The organism is Paracoccus rhizosphaerae (assembly GCF_026162645.1).
GTDB lineage: Bacteria > Pseudomonadota > Alphaproteobacteria > Rhodobacterales > Rhodobacteraceae > Paracoccus > Paracoccus rhizosphaerae.
The window spans coordinates 1-19853 of record NZ_JAOTBE010000023.1 but is presented as its reverse complement, the minus strand read 5'-3'; the positions used below and the strand labels follow the sequence as shown (position 1 = coordinate 19853).

Genomic DNA, 19853 nt, shown 5'->3' with positions numbered 1-19853 from the left:
GCGCGATCGGTCAGTCGAAGGCGCGGTCGGTGATGGTGGACACCCAGGCCCCTTCCGGCGCGGCATTGATTACCGGGTCCGATCCGCCAGACAGCAGGATGTCCACCGTCCGCTGATAGTCCGCCTCCTCCAGCGTGCCGTTTGACCCCTCCAGCAGCTTCGCGATCTCGGTCATCATGCGGGTCTGGTGCTCGATGGTCTGGGCGCCAGTCTCGTCGTTCTCCAGCACGATCTCGGCAGCTTCCTCGGGGTGCTCGGCGGCGTATTGCCAGCCCTTCATGCTGGCGCGGACGAAGGCGGCCAGATCTTCAACCTTCTGCTCGTCCTCCAGCGTGCTTTCCAGCACATAGAGCCCGTCTTCCAGCGTCGCCACGCCCTGATCCTCGTACTTGAAGGTCACGAGGTCTTCCGGCGTCAGCCCCGCATCCAGCACCTGGCCGTATTCATTGTAGGTCATCGTGCTGATGCAGGCTGCCTGCTTCTGCAGCAGCGGATCGACGTTGAAGCCCTGCTTCAGCACCGTGACGCCCTCGGGTCCGCCCTCGGTCGAGAGACCGAGCGTGTTCATCCAGGACAGGAACGGATATTCGTTCCCGGCGAACCACACGCCGAGCGTCTTGCCCGCGAAGTCCGTCTCCGGGTTCTCGATCCCGGTTTCCTTCAGGCAGGTCAGCATCATGCCAGACGACTTGAACGGCTGCGCGATGTTGACCAGCGGCAGGCCCTTTTCGCGGGCGGCCAGCGCGGCAGGCATCCATTCGACGATGACGTCGGCCCCGCCGCCCGCCAGCACCTGGGTCGGCGCGATGTCCGGACCGCCCGGCAGGATCGTGACGTCGACGCCCTCTTCTTCGTAGAAGCCTTTTTCCTGCGCCACGTAGTATCCGGCGAACTGGGCCTGGGTCACCCATTTCAGCTGCAGCGTCAGCTCTCCGGCCTGTGCGGCGCCGGACAGAAGCGCAAGGGTGGCGGCGCCGATCATCAGTCTTTCCATTCGTCACTCTCCTGTTGGTGGGGCACGGCCCCGGTCAGTTGCGCTGCGACGGGTGCCAGAACGTCACCTTCTTTTCGATCAGCGCCACAAGTCCATAGAACAGCGTCCCGGCTATGGCCGCCACGACGATCTCTGCCCAGACCAAGGGCAGGTCCAGCCTGCCCACGGCGGTCGAGATGCGGAACCCCATGCCCCGCGTCGGACTGCCGAAGAACTCGGCCACGATGGCGCCGATCAGCGCCAGCGTCGTGGTGATCTTCAGCCCGTTGAACAGGAACGGCATCGCCGCCGGCAGCCGCAGCTTCCACAGGCTGGCGCCATAGGGGGCGGCCCAGCTTGCCATCAGGTCGCGCTGCATCGCATCCGTCGCCCTGAGGCCCGCCACCATGTTCACGAGGATCGGGAAGAACACCATCACCACAACCACGGCAGCCTTCGACTGCCAGTCGAAGCCGAACCACATGACCAGAATGGGGGCGATGCCGACGATGGGCAGGGCGGCGACGAAGTTGCCGATGGGCAGCAGCCCGCGCTGCAGGAACGGGCTGCGGTCGATGGCAATGGCCGTCAGGATCGCGGCGGCGGCGCCGATCAGCCAGCCGGTCAGCGCACCGCGCAGGATGGTCTGCACGAAGTCGGTCCAGAGGATCGCGCCGTTGGCGGCAAAGCTTGCCGCGATCTGGCTGGGCGCCGGCAGGATGACCGGAGGCACCGCATAGGTCCTGACGATCATCTCCCACAGGGCGATGATGGTGGCGCCGAAGATCAGGGGCACCAGGGTGCGCGTCAGGCGCGTGTCGAACCCGGCCAGCCAGGCGTTCATCATCCAGGCCAGAAGCCACAGCGCGACCAGCGGTGCGGCCTTGGGGGCCAGCCATTGTGCGGCGACCAAGGCGATGACGATGCCCGCCACGAACTGAAGGTTCTGGAGAAAGAAATAGGTCCGCGCCACCTTCTGCCCGTTCATCCCGCCAACCCCATCCGTGCCAGCACGCGCCGCTCGATCAGGCTGACCAGCGCGACCAGGCCGGCCGCGAGGAAGGCCGCGGTAAACAGCGCCGCCCAGATCTGCACCGTCTGCCCATAGTAGCTTCCAGACAGCAACCGCGCCCCAAGCCCCGCCGTCGCCCCCGCCGGAAGTTCGCCCACAATGGTCCCGACTAGTGCCGCCGCGATGGCGACCTTGAGGCTGGCGAACAGATAGGGCAGCGAGGACGGCAGGCGCAGGCGGGCCAAGACCTGTGGTCGGCTGGCGCTCCACGACCGCATCAGGTCCAGCTGCATAGCGTCGGGCGTCCGCAGCCCCTTGACCATGCCGACCAGCACCGGAAAAAATGACAGCCACGCCGCGATGATCGCCTTGGGCAGCAGCCCGGTGATGCCGGCGCTGGCCAGCACCACGATGACCATCGGCGCAATCGCAAGGATAGGGACGGTCTGGCTGGCCACAGCCCAGGGCATGACCGACTGGTCCATGCTGCGGCTGTGGACGATGCCGACGGCAAGCAGGATGCCGGCCCCCGTGCCGATGGCAAAGCCCGCAAGTGTCGCCGACAGCGTCACCCATGCATGCCAGACGAGGCTGCGGCGCGAGGTGACGGGCTGACCTGCCAGCCCCTCCCACAACCCCTGCGCCACCTGGTGAGGCGCCGGCAGCACCGGCCGGTCCTGCGTCAGCGTCAGGGTGATCAGGTCGGGCAAGGCAAGCTCGACCCCGGCGCGGGCGGTCTGGTCACGCTCCCACGTGGCATTCATCCAGACCGCCGCCAGATACCACAGCGCGACGATGGCCAGGATCACCGTCAGGACCGGCAGCAGGTTGCCGGTTCCGGGCCAGCGGGATCGGGGGGTTGCGGCGTCAGTCAACGGCGTGCCCCTCTCTCAGCCCCTCGCGGACTTCGTGGGCCAGGGCGATGAACTCGGGCGTGTCGCGGATGTCCAGCGGGCGGTCGGGCGGCAGCGGGCTGTCGATCACCCGCGTGATCCGGCCGGGACGCGGCGACATCACCACGATCTTGGTGGAAAGATACACAGCCTCGGGGATCGAGTGCGTGACAAAGCCGATGGTCTTCCCGGTCTTGCGCCACAGCGCCAACAGCGCCTCGTTCAGCCGGTCGCGGACGATCTCATCCAGGGCGCCGAAGGGCTCATCCATCAGCAGGATGTCGGCATCGAAGGCCAGGGCGCGGGCGATGCTGGCGCGTTGCTGCATGCCACCCGATAGCTGCCAGGGAAATTTGCCGCCAAAGCCCGACAACTCCACCAGGTCCAGGACGCGGGCGATCCGCTCCTCCCGGTCGGACTTCGAGAACCCCATGATCTCCAAGGGCAGAGAGATGTTTCCCGCAATGGTCCGCCAAGGATAAAGACCCGGCGCCTGGAAGACATAGCCATAGGCCCGCGCCCGGCGCGCCGCATCCGGATCAACTCCGTTCACGCGCAGCGTCCCCGCCGTCGGCGTTTCCAGCGCGGCGACCGAGCGAAGAAACGTGGTCTTGCCGCAGCCCGAGGGGCCGATGAAACTGACGAATTCACCCGCCCTGATCGCGAGGTCAACGTCCTTCAGCGCATGCACCGGCCCATCGGCCGTCTGGAAGGTCAGGCCGACGCGTTCGGCCTGGATGACCGGCGCACCGGTGACCTGTGTCGCTGCAGGCAAGTCAGACCCCACTGGTCGGAATGCCGCTGCGCTGCACGGGCCGCGGGGCGGTCAGGTTCTTCCATTCGGACAGCGCGCGGTTGACTGTGCCGCGCGGCTCTCGGGCGACGAACTCTCCGTGGCCCTCGCGGCTGTCGATCTTCCCCTCGGTCACGGCGACGACGCCGCGGGTCAGGGTGAAACGCGGCAGGCCCTTCACCTTCTGCCCCTCGAACACGTTATAGTCGATGGCCGACTGCTGCGCCCCGGCCGTGATCGTCTTTTCGGCCTGAGGGTCCCAGACCACAAGATCGGCGTCGCTGCCGACCAGCACCGCGCCCTTTTTCGGATACATCCCAAGGATCTTCGCGATGTTGGTCGAGGTCACGGCCACGAATTCGTTGGGCGTCAGACGTCCGGTGCCGACGCCATGCGTCCACAGCATCGGCATCCGATCCTCGAGGCCTCCGGTGCCGTTCGGGATCTTGGTGAAGTCGCCGATGCCGGTCCGCTTCTGGTCCGTCGTGAAGGCGCAGTGGTCGGTGGCGACCACCGACAGGCTGCCCGACTGCAGGCCTGCCCAGAGGCTGTCCTGGTGCATCTTGTTGCGGAACGGCGGCGACATGACGCGCCGCGCGGCGTGGTCCCAATCCTGGTTGAAGTATTCGCCCTCATCCAGCGTCAGGTGCTGGATCAGCGGCTCTCCCCAGACGCGCTTGCCCTGTTGGCGGGCGCGGCGGATCGCTTCGTGGCTGTCCTCGCAGCTGACATGCACGACATAGAGCGGCACGCCCGCCATGTCAGCCACCATGATGGCGCGGTTGGTGGCCTCGCCCTCGACCTGGGGCGGGCGGGAATAGGCATGCGCTTCGGGTCCCGTATTCCCCTCGGCCAGCAGCCGCGCCGACAGTTCGGCCACGACATCGCCGTTTTCAGCGTGGACCATTGCGATGCCTCCCAGGTCGCCAACCCGACGGAAGCTGGCGAACAACTCGTCGTCATTCACCATCAGGGCGCCCTTGTAGGCCATGAAGTGCTTGAAGCTGGTGATGCCACGATCGACGACCGCTGGCATTTCTTCGAAGACCTGTTCGCCCCACCAGGTCACTGCCATGTGATAGCTGTAGTCGCAGTGCGCGCGTCCCGACTTGTTGTCCCACATCTGCAGCGCGTCCAGCAGCCCTTGGCCGGGCGAGGGCAGGGCGAAGTCCACCACCATCGTCGTCCCGCCCGCCAGCGCCGCCCGCGTGCCGCTTTCGAAGTCGTCGGCCGAATAGGTGCCCATGAAGGGCATCTCCAGGTGCGTGTGCGGATCGATACCGCCCGGCATGACCAGGCATCCCGATGCGTCCAGCACCTCGTAGCCGACAAGGCCCCGACCGATCGCCGCGATCCTGCCATCCTCGATCAGCACGTCCGCCTGATAGCTCAGGTCCGCCGTGACGATCGTTCCGCCCCTGATCACTGTGCCCATGGCTGCCCTCTTTCCTAGTGGTCGAATTTCTTGAAGTTCGGAGGCGACGCCCCCAGTCCCTCAGCGGACAAGTTCCGCCGTCTCAAGCACCGCGTGCAGCAGCACGTCGCATCCGGCGCGCGCCCAGTCCGAGGTAATTTCCTCGGCCTCATTGTGGGACAGGCCGTCCACGCAGGGACACATGATCATCACCGTCGGCGCGACCTTGGCGATCCAGCAGGCGTCATGGCCGGCGCCGGACACGATGTTCATGTGGCTATAGCCCAGCTGCTCGGCCGCTTGGCGCACCTTGGTTACCAAAGCTTCGTCAAACGTCACTGGATCAAAGTGCCCGACCGGCTCAATCTCAATGCCCAGCCCAAGTTCCGCTGCGATGTCAGCGGCTTCCGTCTTCAATCTCGACCGCATCGAGGTCAGCTTCTCCAGGTCCGGCGACCGGAAGTCGATGGTGAAGACGGCGCGGCCCGGGATCACGTTGCGGCTGTTCGGCCAGACATTGGCCTGCCCCACGGCGCCCACCGCGTTCGGCTGGTGGTTCATCGCGATGCAATCCACCGCCTCGATGATCCGGGCCATGCCAAGGCCCGCGTTGACGCGCATGTTCATCGGCGTGCTGCCGGTATGCGCATCCTTTCCGGTCAGCGTCACCTGCAGCCACCAAAGCCCCTGGCCATGGGTCACGACGCCGATCTGCTTGCCCTCGGCTTCGAGGATCGGACCCTGTTCGATGTGGTATTCGAACATGGCGTGGATCTTACGATCGCCGGGAACCTCGTCCCCGCGCCAGCCGATGCGGTCCAATTCGTCGCCGAAACGCTTGCCGTCGGCATCGGTCCGGCTGTTGGCATAGTCTTCCGTCAGCACCCCCGCAAAGACGCCAGATGCCAACATGGCGGGCGCAAAGCGTGTGCCTTCCTCGTTTGTCCAGTTGGCCACCACGATCGGGCGCCTTGTCCGTAACCCCATGTCACGGATCGAGCGGATCACCTCGAGCCCCGCCAGGACCCCAAGGACGCCGTCATATTTTCCACCGGTGGGCTGGGTGTCCAAGTGGCTGCCGATATAGACGGGATCAAGGTCGGGCTCGACACCTTCGTGCCGCATGAACATGTTGCCCATCCGGTCGAGCCCCATGGTCATGCCTGCCTCTTCGCACCAGCGGCGGAACAGCGCGCGGCCTTCCGCATCGGCATCGGTCAGTGTCTGGCGGTTATTGCCACCCGCGACGCCGGGGCCGATCGCGGCCATCTCCATCAGGCTGTCCCACAGCCGGTCGCCGTCGACCTTCATGTTGGCAGCCGACATCAACGCGCTCTCGTCGCTCATTCAGTGTCCTTCCTGTCTGGCCGCCCCGTTCTGTCGCGGGGTCGGCTTGAATGGGTCTTGTCGTCCGAAGGATCGCCGCTCAGGCGGCCGACTTCAGCACGTCGCCGAGGGTGCCGATCAGATGGTCGATCTGCGCCTCGCTGATGATCAGGGGCGGCGACATTGCGATGATGTCGCCGGTTACGCGGATCAGGATGCCGGCCTCGAACGCCTTGACGAAGATGTCGAAGGCGCGCTTGCCCGGCTGACCGTCGATCGAGGCCAGTTCGACCGCCCCGATCAGGCCCATATTGCGGATGTCGACCACGTTCGGATGGTCGCGCAACGCGTGAAGCGCCTCTTGCCAATAGGTTTCAAGACTGGCAGCGCGGGTCAGAAGACCTTCTTCCTGATAGGTGTCCAGAGTCGCGATGGCAGCGGTGCAGCTGATCGGGTTGCCCGAATAGGTGTAGCCGTGGAACAGCTCGATCAGGTGTTCAGGCCCCTGCATAAAGGCGTCGTGGATCTCGGCCGTCGCCAGGACCGCGCCCATTGGGATCACGCCGTTGGTCAAGCCCTTGGCGCAGGTGATCATGTCCGGCACCACGCCGAAATGCTGGGCGGCGAAGGGGCTGCCAAGACGGCCGAAGCCGGTGATGACTTCGTCGAAGATCAAAAGGATGCCGTGCTTCCTGGTGATTTCGCGCAGGCGCTGCAGGTACCCTTTCGGCGGCATCAGGACGCCGGTGGATCCGGCCATCGGCTCGACGATGACGGCGGCGATGGTCTCGGCTCCGTGGAGCGCGACCAGACGCTCGAGTTCGTCCGCCAGATGCGCGCCATGCTCCGGCTGGCCCTTCGTCATCCGGTTCTCCGGCAGGTGGGTGTGGGGCAGGTGGTCGACGCCCGCCAGCAGTGTACCGAAATGCCGCCGATTGTTGACAATCCCCCCCACCGAGATCCCGCCGAAGCCCACACCATGATAGCCACGCTCGCGGCCGATCAGCCTTGTGCGGGCACCGTCGCCGCGGGCGCGGTGATAGGCCAGCGCGATCTTCAGCGCCGTATCAACGGCTTCCGAACCGGAGTTGCAGTAGAAGACATGCTCCATCCCTTCGGGCGCGATGTCGACGATGCGGTTCGCCAACTCGAACGCCAGCGGATGGCCCATCTGGAAGGCAGGGGCATAGTCCAGCTCTCCGACCTGAGACTGGACCGCTTCGGTGATGCGCGGCCGGCAATGGCCGGCGTTGCAGCACCACAAGCCCGCTGTGCCGTCCAGGATCTGGCGTCCGTCGGCCGAGGTGTAGTGCATGTCCTTGGACGCGACCAGCATCCGCGGCGCCGACTTGAACTGGCGGTTGGCCGTGAACGGCATCCAGAAGGCGCGAAGATCGTTGGGGGCGGGCTTGCGGTCGAGCGGCATGGGTTGGGAACCTCGCAGAATATTGACCAAACGGTCAGGATCACGCTAGCACGGGTCATGGGTCAGTCAAGCGTTCAGACGCATCGGCCAGCGCAGGCGGCAACTCTGCCCAATTTCGGATCACGAGGAAAGGTGGCTTTCGGATGACAGATGCGGCGCCGCCCGTGATGACGCGGATCCAGCAGAAGAATCGCGACCTGATCCTGCAGGCCGCGCTGGAGGCGTTTTCGACCAACGGTTTTCGCGGCGCCACCATTGACCAGATCGCCCGTGCCGCGCAGATGTCGAAGCCCAACGTGCTTTACTATTTCGGATCGAAGGATGAGATCCACAAGGCGCTGTTGACGACGCTGCTGGACATGTGGCTGGCGCCGATGCAGCAGATCGATCCCAGGGGCGATCCACTGGCCGAGATCCTGCGCTACGTCCAGGCCAAGCTGCAGATGTCGCGTGACTTTCCCCGCGAAAGCAGGCTGTTCGCCTATGAAATCCTGCAGGGCGCCCCGCACCTGACCGAGGTTCTGGGCGGCGGCCTGCGCGAGATCGTCGACCGCACCGTCGAGGTGCTGGAAGGATGGATGCGTGATGGCCGCCTTGCCAGTGTGGAGCCGCGCCACCTGATCTTCTCGATCTGGGCGATGACCCAGCACTACGCCGACTTCGAGATCCAGGTCCGGGCAGTCTTGGGGCCGGGGCATGATCCCTACCAGGAGGGTTTGGTGTTTCTGGACGATCTATACCGCAAGCTGCTGGCGCCCTGAGGGCGCTCAGCCGCCGGTCGGCTTGTCCAGCATCTCGGCGGCGACAAGGATCAGCCGCAGGTTCTCATGCGCGGCGGCGACAAAATCCATCCGCCTGCCGGCCGCCCAGTCCTTCGTCGCAGCATTCGTCGCCGCGATGATGGCGGCCGCCAGGATCTCGATCACGCGTTCGTCGGAGCCGGGCATCCGCCGATGCAGCAGGGTGCGCATTTGGGCGCGGCGCGCCAGCATTGCGCTATTCCGCAGCGCCTCAAGCTTAGCGTCGCTGTCCGACAGCGCCAGCATCTGGCCGATCATCTCACGCTCGTCCAAATACCGCGACAGATGGGCCTTGATAAGAATGCCCAGATCGTCGATTAGGCGGCCCTTGCCCGCCACGAAGGCTTCTGATGCCTCGGCGGGATAATCGGGCGGCGGACCCATCAGGGCCGCTTCCTTGTAGGGATAGTAATTGAAGAAGGTGCGGGTGCTAATTCCGGCGTGCCGTGCGATCGCTTCAGTCGTGACGTTGGCAAGCCCGTCGCGGACGGCTAGTGCGACGGCCGCAACCTGGATCTTCTTTGCGGTCCGGTGGCGGCGCGATTGGAGAACGCTCATGAAGGCTCAATTTCGTGATGCATGTATCCCCGTATAGCCTGTTGAAGCCGCTGTTAAAACGGCAAAAACGCCATCTGCGATGCAGAAGGCGCTTTTCAAAAAGCCGGTTGGGCGCGTGTCAGCTGCCCCAGGTGCGGACCGGACCGCAATCCATGTGCACGAAGTTAGAGCGGCTGTAACGGCCGACGCCGCCCGCGCGACAGGCCACCGCGGCCTGGTACATCTGCCCGACTGAGCGGGATTTCAGCCGCAGGTCCGCCGCCTTGCCCGTCATGTGCAGAGAGTTCTTGGCGACCCCGCTGGAGGTCCGCCGCAGCATCGCGTTGGTCCGGGGCGAGCGATAGCCCGACAGCATCATGTAGGGTTCGTTCGTCTGCAGCAGCCGAGAGGAAGCCGCCGCGACATCGATCGTGCGGGGGTCGATGCCGATCACTTCGCCCGTGCGCCAGTCGCGCATGAAGACGTTGATCTCGTTCAGCGCCTCGCGGATGTATTTGCCGTCTACCCAATAGACGGTGTCCAAGCTTTCACCCGTGCGCCCGGAATACATGCGGACGCGCCGCATGTCGCCGGCACCGCGCAGAAAACCGAAGGCATTCGCCATCACCGGAGCGGCCGCAACGCTGGTCGCCGCGAACACACCCAAGATGCCGCGACGGGAGATGAGGTCCATTGTCATGTTCAGATCGCCTGTCCTGCTTCGTTTTTTTCAGCCTGCACGGTCCCGCACGGCTTGTCGTGGTTTATCCCCGACCACTTAACAATATGTCAAATCTCGGTGCGCAGCGAAGCGGATTCTGGCCTTGACCGCAGCAGTCGTCCTTATCTAGGCAGGATTTCGCCGATAGGTTGCGCTGTTGCGGATGGGTCCGCCGATGTGCCGGAACTGCAACACGCACGGTTCATTGCAGCGGATCAACGACTTGCCGCATGGCCGGCGTGGGGAAAATATGGAACATCGGTAGAAGATGCGCAGGAGGATGGCGATGAAGCGGCTGGCAGGCTTGGTGGTTACGCTGACGCTGATGCTGGGCGTGCCGGTTGCGGTCGTTGCACAGGACGGTGTCGCTTCCGTAAGCGCGGCGATCGCGCCGAAGTTGCGCTTTACCCCGTCGCAGATGGCGCTTGCACAAATGGTCGCGGGCGATGCCGATCTTGCCGCCTTCTACGGCGGCAACGGCCTGCAGCCGATCTTTCTGGGCGCCGGAGGCGCGGCGCGCCGCGAAGCGCTGCGCAATGTCATCGCCGAGGCGCCGCGCCACGGTATCCCGTCCGAACGCTATCGGCCAGACCGTCTGCCGCAAGTAGCAGAGTCGTTGCAGGACGAGATTGCCTACGGCCGACAGGCCGCTCGGCTGCTTCGTGATCTCAGCGGCGGCATCCTGACCCCGGCTAGCGCCGATCCCGAGATCAAGCGCGCCCCGCAGCGGCCCTCAATTCCGGCGCTGCTCGACCGGTTCCAGATTGCCGCCGATCCGGCTTCGATCCTTCGGCAGGCGGCGCCTCGCCATCCTGCCTATCTGGCGTTGCAGGAGGCATTGTCCGGTCCGGCCGAGCTTGCGGTGCCCGCGGACCTTCCCAAGGCGCCGGAGGCCGTGTGGCGTTCAGGCATGCGCGGCGACGGTGTCGTGCCGCTGCGCGACCGCCTTGCCGCCATCGGCTTTCGTACCGTGTCTGACGACCCGACACTGTATGACACCGCGCTTTCCGATGCCGTGGCAGAGTATCAGCGGGCGGCGGGACTGCCGGATGACGGGGTTGCCGGTCCTCGCACGATCGGGATGCTGAACGGCGATGCGGCCAGCGGGCAGGATGACCGGCAGCGCGCCATCCTCATCGCACTGGAACGGATGCGCTGGATGGCAGGGACAGACCTGGGGACACGCCACGTCTGGGTCAACATCCCGGAATTTTCGACTATCATCGTCGACCAGGGGGCCGAGGTCTTTCGTACGCGCAGCGTCATGGGCCGCAACATCTCGGACATGCGCACGCCCGAATTCTCCGAGATGATGTCCCATCTGGTCGTCAATCCCAGCTGGAACGTGCCGCGGTCAATCACCGTCAGGGACTATCTGCCGAAGCTGCAGGACAACAGGAATGCCGTGGCCCATCTGGATGTCGTGGACGGATCCGGGCGGGTCCTGTCCCGCGACGCGGTGGATTTCTCGCGCTATACGGCGGCAAACTTCCCGTACCGACTGCGCCAGAAGCCAAGCGGCGACAATGCCTTGGGGGTCGTGAAGTTCATCTTCCCGAACCGCTGGAACATCTATCTTCACGACACGCCCAGCAAGCATTTGTTCGGCAACCGGGTGCGGGCAGAATCGAATGGGTGCATCCGCATCGGCGACCCGGTCGACCTGGCGCAGGCCCTGCTGTCGCGGCAGACGGACGATCCCGCAGCGATGTTCCGGCGCGCCCTCGACAGTGGTCGCGAAACCTGGCTGAAGCTGCAGCCGCCGGTGCCAGTCCACTTGGTGTACTTCACCGCTTGGCCTGACGCGTCGGGCCGCGTCAGGTTCTTTGCCGACGTGTATGGCCGTGACGCGCGGGTGTGGCAGGCGCTGCAGGATGCCGGGGTCGATCTTCCGCGCCAGGGCTTGTGAGGGAACGCCTGCGCCTTTCGCTGGAACGGGACCGCCAAACAGGCTAATCCCTTGCCGGAAAGGGGACAGTATGGCCGTCACGATAGCAGAACTCGCCGCGTCGCTCGGGGCACAGGCGTGGGGCGACACGGGGATCCGGGTCACCGGGGCAGGTGAGCCGTCCTCGACGGCGCCGGTCGAGTCCGGAGCGGGGCAGCTGGCCCTGGCCATGTCACCCAAATACGCCGAGGCGCTTACGCCCGGCTGCATCGCCATCCTGGCCGAGGGGATGGAGCCCGAGTCCTATGGTCTGGCGGCTGCCATCTTTGCACCCCGCCCCAGGCTGGTCATGGCCGGCCTGACACGTGCCTTCGATCGCGGACCCGATATCGTGCCCGGCATTCATCCGACGGCCGTGATCGACGCATCCGCCAGCATCGGCGCAGATGCCGCCATCGGCCCCTTCGTCGTCATCGGCGCCGGCGTGGTCCTGGGCCCGCGCGCGCGGGTCGGTGCCCATGTCAGCATCGGCCGCAATGCCCGCATCGGCGATGACGCCCTGATCCATCCAGGCGCCCGCATCGGCCATGACGTGGTCGCAGGCGACCGGCTGATCATCCAGCCCGGAGCGGTGATCGGCGGCGACGGCTTTTCATTCGTTACCCCCGAAGAATCAGGCATAGAGGAGATCCGCCGGACCCTGGGCGCCCGTGCCGACATCCGCCAGCAGCACTGGACGCGCATCCACTCGCTTGGGACGGTCGAGCTGGGCGACGATGTCGAGATCGGGGCGAATGCCACCATTGACAGGGGCACGATCCGGGCGACGCGTGTAGGATCGGGGACCAAGATCGACAACCTCGTGATGCTGGGCCACAATGTCAGCGTCGGCAAGGACTGCCTGCTGTGCAGCCAGGTGGGGATCGCGGGATCGTCGACCGTAGGTGACCGGGTGGTGCTGGCGGGGAAGGTCGGCGTGTCCGACAACATCTCGATTGGCGACGACGTGATCGCGGGCGGGGCCGCGAAGATCTTCACCCGCGTTCCGGCGGGCCGCGTCATCCTTGGCAATCCGGCCGTCAAGATAGAGACGCAGCTGGAGATCCAGAAGGCCATGCGCCGGCTGCCGCGTTTCGCGCAACAGCTGTCCAAGCTTCAGGAAACCGTTACACGCCTGTTGGAAAAGGGCTGAACAGGAGGCGACATGACAGAAATGATCAGAGAGCGGATTCGGGCGATCATCGCCGAACAGGCCATGCTGGAACCGGAACAGGTGACGGACACGTCATCCCCCGAGGATCTTGGGATCGACAGCCTGGGGCTGGTCGAGGCGATTTTCGCCATTGAGGAGGCCTTCGACATCTCGATCCCCTTCAACGCGAACGAGCCCGAGAAATCGGACTTCGACATCTCGAACATGGGCACCATCATCGCGGCGGTCGAACGGCTGGTGGCGGACAAGGCCGCATGAGCCCTGAAGGACCGGCAGACAAGGCCGATGCGGTGGCGCCAGCGATCGCGCCTGGCAGCAACCGCGGCGCGCGTCACGGCCTGCGCCGAGTGGTCATCACCGGGGCGGGCACGATCAACGCGCTCGGCCACGACGTCGCCTCGACCCTCGAGGCGTTTCGCGAAGGGCGCTGCGGCATCACGCAGCTTGATTTCCGCGACGTGGACCGGCTGTCGATCCAGATCGGCGCGCAGGTTCATAACTGGACACCCGAGACCTACTTCAACCGTCAGCAGATCCTGCTCTATGACAAGTTCACGCAGTTCACCCTTCTGGCGGCCAAGCAGGCGGTGGCGCAGTCCGGCCTGAACTTCGAGGGCGCGCTCGGCCTGCGATCGGGCGTGGTGCTGGGTACGGCCGGGGGCGGGCTGAATACCTGGGACGAAAACTATCGCGCCGTCTATGAGGAAGGGAAGAACCGCGTCCACCCCTTCGTGGTCCCCAAGCTGATGAACAACGCCGCCGCCAGCCATGTCAGCATGGAGTTCGGCCTGCGTGGGCCCGCCTTCACCGTGGCGACCGCCTGCGCAAGTTCGAATCACGCGATGGGACTGGCGTTCCAGATGGTCCGCTCGGGCGGGGCGGACGTCATGCTGACCGGCGGGTCCGAGGCGATGCTGTGCTTCGGCGGCGTCAAGGCATGGGAGGGGTTGCGCGTCATGTCCAAGGACGCCTGCCGCCCCTTCAGCGCCAATCGCAACGGCATGGTCCAGGGCGAGGGGGCGGGCGTCTTCGTCTTCGAGGAATACGAACGTGCCCGTGCGCGCGGTGCCGACATTCTGGCAGAGGTCGTGGGCTTCGCCATGTCCTCGGACGCGCAGGACATCGTCATGCCCTCGGCTCAGGGCGCCGAGCGTGCCATTACGGGGGCGATGGTCGATGCCGCACTGGATCGCGACGAGATCGGCTATATCAATGCCCATGGGACCGGCACGGCGGCGAATGACAAGACCGAATGCGCCGCCGTCGCCCATGCCTTTGGGCACCACGCGGACCGGCTGATGATCAGTTCAACCAAGTCCATGCACGGCCACCTGATCGGCGGGACGGGCGCGGTCGAGCTTCTGGCCTGCATCATGGCGCTGCGCGACGGCATCATCGCGCCGACGATCGGCTATCAAGAGCCTGACCCGGAATGCGCGCTGGACGTGGTCCCGAACGAGGCGCGCGAGGTCCGCATCGCAGCCGTCCTGTCGAACGCCTTTGCGTTCGGCGGTTTGAACGCAGTGATCGCCCTGCGTCGCGCGTGAAGGAGTGAACCGCGCCGGTCGGCGCGGTTCGGGTGCCGGTTACTCGGCGGGCGCGGATTCCGTTTCGGCCGGGGTGGCATCTTCGGCTTCCGCCGCAGGAGCTGCCGCATAGGCCGCCAGTTCGTCAAACGCGGCGGTGAAGCCGCTCAGCGAAAAGTCGAGGTCCACCGGGTTTTCGCGGTCGCCACCGAAGGGCAGCAGCTCAACCGAGGCGGTCGCGCCGCGCTTCATCCCGGTCAACTCCTGTTCGGTAAATCCGAGCCGCGCGATACAGCCGACGGGTGCGCAGAAGCTGAACGGATAGCCGCGCCGCTCGCCGTTGTCGACCTGGAAGCCCAAGCCCGCGATCAGGTCGGTCTCGAGCGGCGCGACAAGGGTCGCACCGGCCGCGACTTCGCCATTGGCCAAAGGAATCAGCGTCAGTTCCGCGACCGGGCTGTCGTCATCATCAGTCAGCAGCTTGTAGAGCTCGCAGGGATCCTTGCCCTGGCCGGCACGGATGCAGCGGATGGCCCAGTCGCCATGCTCGGACTTGAGGTAGTAGCTGCCGGTCTGATCGGCATTTTCGGCCGGGGCGGCAGCATCGGCGGTGTCTTCGCCCTCAGCTTCGGCTGCAGGCGTTGTCGCACCGGCGGCATCGGTCGCGGTCGTTTCGGCCGGGGCGGCATTCGTGTCCGCAGGTGCGGCTTCGGCGGGCTGACCACCGGTCGGGCTTTCCATCGGCGTCGCGGCTTCTTGCGCGAATGCTGGCGCGGCCATCAGCGCCAGCGCTGCCAGCACTGCATGCGAGGACTTGATCGACATAGATTATTCTTCCTTTTGCTCAACGCATTGGGGTCGATCTATCACGGCCTTCAGCCGTTGTCAGTGCTTGCGCAACCCGGCAGGGGTCACCTTGCCTTGACCCGGCCGTGTCCCGCGCATGCTCTGCCGGATACGCGATGGAACCAGAACAGGGGCCGCTGCGTCTTCACAAAGGAAAAGGCCGCGGCGTGAACCGCGGCCTCTTTAACTCAGGCTCCCTGCCGGACTGGCCGGTCATCATTGCGTCGCAAGCTAGTCCCGTGGACATGATCCGTCAACAGGGCTTGCGGCGTTGTGAGAACCGAAAAAAATGCCGCGCCCTTGCAAGGCGCGGCAGTCCAACAGGGAGGAAGGTCCGAACAGGTCGCCCGATCCGGACAAGCTGAACTTGCCATGCAAGGGTTAAGATTGTCTTGTCAGAGCGTATGTTGCGCTGGATCGGCATGAAAGGATGACCATGTCCCCTGTTATGGACCCCGAGGCGGGAACCGTATTCGTCGGTGGTGCAGGCGCTGATCATGCGGTGCGCGAACTGCTTTTGTTGCGCCAGGCCAACCGCCACGGGCTGATCGCCGGTGCGACCGGTACCGGCAAGACCGTCACATTGCAGACCCTTGCCGAAAGCCTGTCGATGGCCGGCGTTCCCGTGTTCATGTCCGACGTCAAAAGTGATCTGGCGGGCATGGCCGTGGCCGGTTCCGCAGAAGGCAAGCTACATGCGGCCTTCCTGGATCGCGCGCAGAAGATTGGGCTGGATCTGGAGTATCGTGCCTTCCCGGTCGCCTTCTGGGATGTCTGGGCCGAGAACGGACATCCCGTCCGCGCCACTGTTTCTGAAATGGGGCCGTTGCTTCTGTCACGTCTTCTGGACCTGACGGACGTGCAGGAAGGCGTCATGAACATCGCCTTCCGCATCGCCGACGAGGAGGGGCTGCCGCTTCTGGATCTGAAGGACCTGCAGTCCATGATGCTCTGGGTCGGGCAGAACGCCTCGAACCTTTCGCTGCGCTACGGCAACGTCAGTGCCGCCAGCGTCGGTGCGATCCAGAGGGCGCTTCTGGTCCTGGACAACGAAGGGGGCGACCGGTTGTTCGGCGAACCTGCGCTGGAACTTTCGGACATCATTCGCCAGGCGCCGGACGGTCGGGGCGTGATCAGCATCCTATCCGCCGACCGCTTGATGAACTCTCCGCGGCTATATGCAACATTCCTGCTGTGGCTTTTGTCGGAGCTGTTCGAGCAGCTGCCGGAGATCGGTGACCCCGACAAGCCGCGGCTGGCGTTCTTTTTTGACGAGGCGCACTTGCTGTTCGACGATGCCCCGAAGGCGCTTGTCGACAAGGTCGAGCAGGTGGCCCGGTTGATCCGCTCCAAGGGGGTCAGCATCTGGTTTGTCAGCCAGAGCCCGGCCGATATTCCGGATGCCGTCCTGGGACAACTGGGCAACCGGGTTCAGCATGCGCTGCGCGCCTTCACGGCCAAGGACCAGAAGGCGCTGCGCCAGGCGGCTGACAACTATCGCCCGAACCCTGACTTCAATGTGGCCGAGGCCATCCAGCAGGTCGGCACCGGCGAGGCGGTGACGTCACTTCTGGACGGTAAGGGGGCGCCCGGTGTGGCGCAGCGGACGTTGATCAGGCCTCCGTTCAGCCAGCTGGGACCGATCGGGTCCGAACTTCGGCGCGACATCGTCAACCAGTCACCGCTGGCGCTGAAATACGGCAAGACCGTCGACCGCGACTCGGCGCATGAGATGCTGGCGCGGCGCGCGGCCGAAGCGGCGAACGACAAGGCCGTGGAAGACCTGTTCCGCATGCCTGAACAGCCGCGGCAGCGACAGGACTCTCAGGATGATGCGCCAGCCAAAAGGGCCCGAACCTCTCGATCCGATGGAATCGTCGAGACTTTCGGCAAGAGCCTTGCCCGGCAATTGGGAACCAGGACCGGCAAGGCGCTTGTCAGAGGAGTGCTCGGATCGCTGCTGCGAAAGCGATAGCAGTCAGACCGCCTGGACCGTTGGCAGCGGCGCCGCGTCGACGGCGGCCCTCATCTCGGCAAGGATCGCCACCATCAGCAGGACGTGACGCCGGACGTCGTACTCGGCGGCGCGCGTCAGGCGAAGCTCGTTCTGGATGTCTTCCTCGACCCGCAGGCGGGCCAGCGCGGCGGCGGGTGACGGAGCCTGATCCGTGCGCAGCAGCCGGGCCAGATCCCGGCTGCGTTTCCAGCCCTTCTGCCCTTCGCGGGCCGCCCGGATCAGTGTGCCGGGTCGGCGCAGGACCTGATTGGTCGGACGCGGGCGAAAGATGATGACGTTAGAAGCTGTGGTCATGGGCCGATCCTCGGTGATGCGCTACGTGGCCAGCTTCACACAACCTTAGGATGTGTTGCCGAAACCCCTGACGCACCGCGCGCCGTGGGAAGGATTCTTTAGGAATTGTTAGGGAATGTTGCGGCTATGTGCAGAAACTTCCTGTTAACCAACAGGGAAAAAATTCAACCCAGGGTGGTTGCATGCCGGACTGCCCAAGGACGACAAGGGACCTGACATGACGATATTGACCGGTGACTTCGCCATAGACACGGCCATCGCGGAGCATCGTTCGCAGGAGCAACGAACCATTGTGGTCGGCCCTGACGAGATGACGCAGGATGCACAGCTGTATCTGCGCCATGTCGAACAAGGCGTGACGATCCGTGCCCTGGCGCGAGAGGCGGGCTGCCACGCCTCGACCATCCTGCGGCGCATCCGCAGGTTCGAGGCAAAGCGGGATGACCCCCTGGTCGACAGCGCCATTGAGGCGATGCCGGCCCGGGCGGCGATGGATGAGCGGCAGGCGCTCCGCGTGCTGCGTCGCCTGGCCGAGCCGGGTGCGGTGATGGCCTCGGCCTTGGGGATGGAGAAGGCCATCGTCACGCGCGACGACATCCGTACCGCCGTCCTCGACCGGGCATTGGCCGAAGCAATGGCGCTGAAGGGCTGGGTGGTTCAGACGGGCGAAGGTGGGCGGCTGCAGCGGTATCTGATCGCGCCTGCCGGTCGCGAAGCGCTGCGCGGCATGTTGCGGTCGTCCCGCCAGCGCGGCAAGTACATGGGGCCGGAGGCCTTTGCCGACGCCCAGCCGGTGACGGTTCAGGAAGGCATGGCCGAAGCTGCGGCGTCCTTCGATCATTCAGGTGTGGACCACGCCGACAGACATCGGATCTGGGAAGAACGGGTCATCGAGGACCCCGAGGACGGGCAGCGTCGGCGCACGCGGATCAACATTGCGGAAAGCCCGCTTCTGGTGCTGGCCCGCCGGCGCGATCACACGGGCGACGCCTTTTTGACCGCCGGCATGGTTTCGGCTGCCGAACGGCTGCGAGAGGATTTCGAATTGGCCCAGATGGGCCCGCGCGTGACGCAGAACTGGGATGGGTTTATGACCGCCGGGATCAATGTGTCCCGCGGCGGATCAGGTTATCGAGGGGGATCCGAATCCGCGCGCGACCGGGTCGCCGTTGCATTGCGTGAGCTGGGGCCCGGTATGGGCGACATCGTGCTGAGGGTGTGCTGTTTCCTTGAGGGGATCGAGCTGACGGAACGGCGTTTGGGCTGGTCGGCGCGCTCGGGCAAGATCGTGCTGCGGCTGGCGCTGATGCGGCTGGAACGGCACTATGCCGAGACCTACGGAAAGGGCTCACCGCTGATCGGGTGAAGATTGTCGGGGCGCGCGTGAATTGGGCGCGCCCCGGACCAGTCGGTCTTTCGGCCGCGTGACGCTGCTCTGCGGCCAGTTCGACGCGTGCGGCACGGATGCCTGCGCCATAGGCCGGGCTGATGCGGTCAAAATGCTCCAGCGCACGCGCAACAACTGCCTCGTCCGCCCCCCTGCATTGCCGCAGCGAGGTTCTTGTAGAGCCGACCGCGCTCGTCCTCGGACAGTACCTTGTCGTGCAGCGCGCGGGGCTGGGCATAGTCGTCGATCTGCTGCTGATGCGGATGACGTCCGGCCTCGCCCGCAATCTTCAGCGGAGATTCGGCGAAGGACGGATCCTCGACGGCGCCGCCGAAGCTGTTCGGCTCGTAATAGGCGTTCTGGCTGCCGGACTGGTGGCCGAAGAAGTTCATTTTCCCGTTCTTGTGATAGTGATGCACCGGGCATTTCGGCGCGTTCACCGGCAGATGCTCATAACGCGTGCCGAGCCGATAGCGATGCGCATCGGCATAGCTGAAGACACGGGCCTGCAGCATCTTGTCGGGCGAATAGCCGATCCCGCGCACCTTGTTCGAGGGGCTGAAGGCTGCCTGCTCGATCTGGGCGAAGTAGTTGTCAGCGTTGCGGTTCAAGACGAACTCGCCCACCTCGATCAGCGGGTAGTCCGAATGCGGCCAGACCTTGGTCTGGACCTGTCCCGGTTCCGTTCCGGTCTCGTGCTCATGTTAGGCGGCCTTGTTTTGGAAGGCCACGGGTGATTTCCAGCCCAATGCAGAGTGTCGGCGCCGCGGGTTGTAGAAGCCGTTGA

Annotated in this window: 19 protein-coding genes; 7 read left to right on the top strand and 12 right to left on the bottom strand. The window is 65.1% G+C overall.

Annotation, left to right across the window (positions count from 1 at the left end; translation table 11 throughout):
- Positions 1–10: 10 nt before the first annotated feature.
- From OC184_RS10020 to OC184_RS09990, 7 genes are all read right to left on the bottom strand, one after another.
- Positions 11–994 carry an ABC transporter substrate-binding protein gene (locus OC184_RS10020; protein WP_265507060.1) on the bottom strand — a complete coding sequence of 328 codons (984 nt, stop codon included), beginning with the start codon at positions 992–994 and terminating at the stop codon, positions 11–13.
- A gap of 34 nt (positions 995–1028) precedes the next feature.
- Positions 1029–1820, bottom strand: a complete 792-nt coding sequence (locus OC184_RS10015) for an ABC transporter permease (RefSeq protein WP_265507089.1) — start codon at positions 1818–1820, stop codon at positions 1029–1031.
- A gap of 137 nt (positions 1821–1957) precedes the next feature.
- Complete coding sequence (locus OC184_RS10010; protein ID WP_265507059.1) at positions 1958–2860, bottom strand: ABC transporter permease; 903 nt, start codon at positions 2858–2860, stop codon at positions 1958–1960.
- Positions 2853–3653, bottom strand: a complete 801-nt coding sequence (locus OC184_RS10005) for an ABC transporter ATP-binding protein (protein WP_265507058.1) — start codon at positions 3651–3653, stop codon at positions 2853–2855. The genes OC184_RS10010 and OC184_RS10005 overlap by 8 nt, the downstream gene beginning before the upstream one ends.
- Position 3654: 1 nt before the next feature.
- Positions 3655–5106 (bottom strand): dihydropyrimidinase, encoded by a 1452-nt coding sequence (gene hydA / locus OC184_RS10000; RefSeq protein WP_265507057.1) that lies wholly within the window; start codon positions 5104–5106, stop codon positions 3655–3657.
- Between the two features lie 60 nt (positions 5107–5166).
- Positions 5167–6432, bottom strand: a complete 1266-nt coding sequence (locus tag OC184_RS09995) for a Zn-dependent hydrolase (protein ID WP_378927300.1) — start codon at positions 6430–6432, stop codon at positions 5167–5169.
- Between the two features lie 79 nt (positions 6433–6511).
- The gene (locus tag OC184_RS09990; protein WP_265507056.1) at positions 6512–7837 is read right to left on the bottom strand and encodes an aspartate aminotransferase family protein; all 1326 of its coding nucleotides are present in this window, start codon (positions 7835–7837) and stop codon (positions 6512–6514) included.
- 143 nt (positions 7838–7980) lie between these two features.
- Here OC184_RS09990 and OC184_RS09985 point away from each other — a divergent pair, with 143 nt between their 5' ends.
- Positions 7981–8598: a TetR family transcriptional regulator C-terminal domain-containing protein gene (locus OC184_RS09985; protein ID WP_265507055.1), complete on the top strand. Its 618-nt coding sequence runs from the start codon at positions 7981–7983 to the stop codon at positions 8596–8598.
- Positions 8599–8604: 6 nt separating this feature from the next.
- Here the strand turns inward: OC184_RS09985 and OC184_RS09980 are convergent, their stop codons facing one another.
- Together OC184_RS09980 and OC184_RS09975 are read right to left on the bottom strand one after the other, a co-directional pair.
- Positions 8605–9195, bottom strand: a complete 591-nt coding sequence (locus OC184_RS09980) for a TetR/AcrR family transcriptional regulator (protein ID WP_265507054.1) — start codon at positions 9193–9195, stop codon at positions 8605–8607.
- A 118-nt stretch (positions 9196–9313) separates the two neighbouring features.
- Positions 9314–9874 carry a YcbK family protein gene (locus tag OC184_RS09975; RefSeq protein WP_265507053.1) on the bottom strand — a complete coding sequence of 187 codons (561 nt, stop codon included), beginning with the start codon at positions 9872–9874 and terminating at the stop codon, positions 9314–9316.
- 307 nt (positions 9875–10181) lie between these two features.
- Between OC184_RS09975 and OC184_RS09970 the strand changes: the two genes are divergently transcribed.
- The 4 genes from OC184_RS09970 to OC184_RS09955 all read left to right on the top strand — a co-directional run bounded on the left by OC184_RS09970 (position 10182) and on the right by OC184_RS09955 (position 14543).
- A complete protein-coding gene (locus OC184_RS09970; protein ID WP_265507052.1) occupies positions 10182–11804 on the top strand; it encodes a L,D-transpeptidase family protein in 1623 nt (540 codons plus the stop codon).
- Positions 11805–11874: 70 nt separating this feature from the next.
- The gene (lpxD, locus tag OC184_RS09965) at positions 11875–12975 is read left to right on the top strand and encodes a UDP-3-O-(3-hydroxymyristoyl)glucosamine N-acyltransferase (protein WP_265507051.1); all 1101 of its coding nucleotides are present in this window, start codon (positions 11875–11877) and stop codon (positions 12973–12975) included.
- Between the two features lie 12 nt (positions 12976–12987).
- Positions 12988–13254, top strand: coding sequence for an acyl carrier protein (locus OC184_RS09960; protein ID WP_265507050.1), 267 nt, complete (start codon positions 12988–12990; stop codon positions 13252–13254).
- An 80-nt stretch (positions 13255–13334) separates the two neighbouring features.
- Positions 13335–14543 (top strand): beta-ketoacyl-[acyl-carrier-protein] synthase family protein, encoded by a 1209-nt coding sequence (locus OC184_RS09955; protein ID WP_265507087.1) that lies wholly within the window; start codon positions 13335–13337, stop codon positions 14541–14543.
- 39 nt (positions 14544–14582) lie between these two features.
- Here the strand turns inward: OC184_RS09955 and OC184_RS09950 are convergent, their stop codons facing one another.
- Complete coding sequence (locus OC184_RS09950; protein WP_265507049.1) at positions 14583–15347, bottom strand: invasion associated locus B family protein; 765 nt, start codon at positions 15345–15347, stop codon at positions 14583–14585.
- A gap of 457 nt (positions 15348–15804) precedes the next feature.
- Here OC184_RS09950 and OC184_RS09945 point away from each other — a divergent pair, with 457 nt between their 5' ends.
- The gene (locus tag OC184_RS09945; RefSeq protein ID WP_265507048.1) at positions 15805–17343 is read left to right on the top strand and encodes a helicase HerA-like domain-containing protein; all 1539 of its coding nucleotides are present in this window, start codon (positions 15805–15807) and stop codon (positions 17341–17343) included.
- 3 nt (positions 17344–17346) lie between these two features.
- Here the strand turns inward: OC184_RS09945 and OC184_RS09940 are convergent, their stop codons facing one another.
- Entirely contained in the window at positions 17347–17679 is a 333-nt protein-coding gene (locus OC184_RS09940) for a DUF6477 family protein (protein WP_265507047.1), read from the bottom strand.
- A gap of 217 nt (positions 17680–17896) precedes the next feature.
- On the opposite strand from OC184_RS09940, the gene OC184_RS09935 reads away from it, so the two are divergent.
- Positions 17897–19045 (top strand): DUF6456 domain-containing protein, encoded by a 1149-nt coding sequence (locus OC184_RS09935; RefSeq protein ID WP_378927295.1) that lies wholly within the window; start codon positions 17897–17899, stop codon positions 19043–19045.
- A gap of 128 nt (positions 19046–19173) precedes the next feature.
- On the opposite strand, the gene OC184_RS09930 is transcribed toward OC184_RS09935, so the two are convergent.
- Positions 19174–19677, bottom strand: coding sequence for a catalase (locus OC184_RS09930; protein ID WP_265507046.1), 504 nt, complete (start codon positions 19675–19677; stop codon positions 19174–19176).
- Positions 19678–19853 lie beyond the last annotated feature (176 nt).

Bases quoted from the DNA above. Each gene is read 5' to 3' on its own strand.
- OC184_RS10020 (WP_265507060.1), bottom strand. From the start codon at position 994: ATGGAAAGACTGATGATCGGCGCCGCCACCCTTGCGCTTCTGTCCGGC.
- OC184_RS10015 (WP_265507089.1), bottom strand. From the start codon at position 1,820: ATGATGAACGCCTGGCTGGCCGGGTTCGACACGCGCCTGACGCGCACC.
- hydA (WP_265507057.1), bottom strand. From the start codon at position 5,106: ATGGGCACAGTGATCAGGGGCGGAACGATCGTCACGGCGGACCTGAGC.
- OC184_RS09995 (WP_378927300.1), bottom strand. From the start codon at position 6,432: ATGAGCGACGAGAGCGCGTTGATGTCGGCTGCCAACATGAAGGTCGAC.
- OC184_RS09990 (WP_265507056.1), bottom strand. From the start codon at position 7,837: ATGCCGCTCGACCGCAAGCCCGCCCCCAACGATCTTCGCGCCTTCTGG.
- OC184_RS09985 (WP_265507055.1), top strand. From the start codon at position 7,981: ATGACAGATGCGGCGCCGCCCGTGATGACGCGGATCCAGCAGAAGAAT.
- OC184_RS09980 (WP_265507054.1), bottom strand. From the start codon at position 9,195: ATGAGCGTTCTCCAATCGCGCCGCCACCGGACCGCAAAGAAGATCCAG.
- OC184_RS09975 (WP_265507053.1), bottom strand. From the start codon at position 9,874: ATGACAATGGACCTCATCTCCCGTCGCGGCATCTTGGGTGTGTTCGCG.
- OC184_RS09970 (WP_265507052.1), top strand. From the start codon at position 10,182: ATGAAGCGGCTGGCAGGCTTGGTGGTTACGCTGACGCTGATGCTGGGC.
- lpxD (WP_265507051.1), top strand. From the start codon at position 11,875: ATGGCCGTCACGATAGCAGAACTCGCCGCGTCGCTCGGGGCACAGGCG.
- OC184_RS09960 (WP_265507050.1), top strand. From the start codon at position 12,988: ATGACAGAAATGATCAGAGAGCGGATTCGGGCGATCATCGCCGAACAG.
- OC184_RS09950 (WP_265507049.1), bottom strand. From the start codon at position 15,347: ATGTCGATCAAGTCCTCGCATGCAGTGCTGGCAGCGCTGGCGCTGATG.
- OC184_RS09945 (WP_265507048.1), top strand. From the start codon at position 15,805: ATGTCCCCTGTTATGGACCCCGAGGCGGGAACCGTATTCGTCGGTGGT.
- OC184_RS09940 (WP_265507047.1), bottom strand. From the start codon at position 17,679: ATGACCACAGCTTCTAACGTCATCATCTTTCGCCCGCGTCCGACCAAT.
- OC184_RS09935 (WP_378927295.1), top strand. From the start codon at position 17,897: ATGACGATATTGACCGGTGACTTCGCCATAGACACGGCCATCGCGGAG.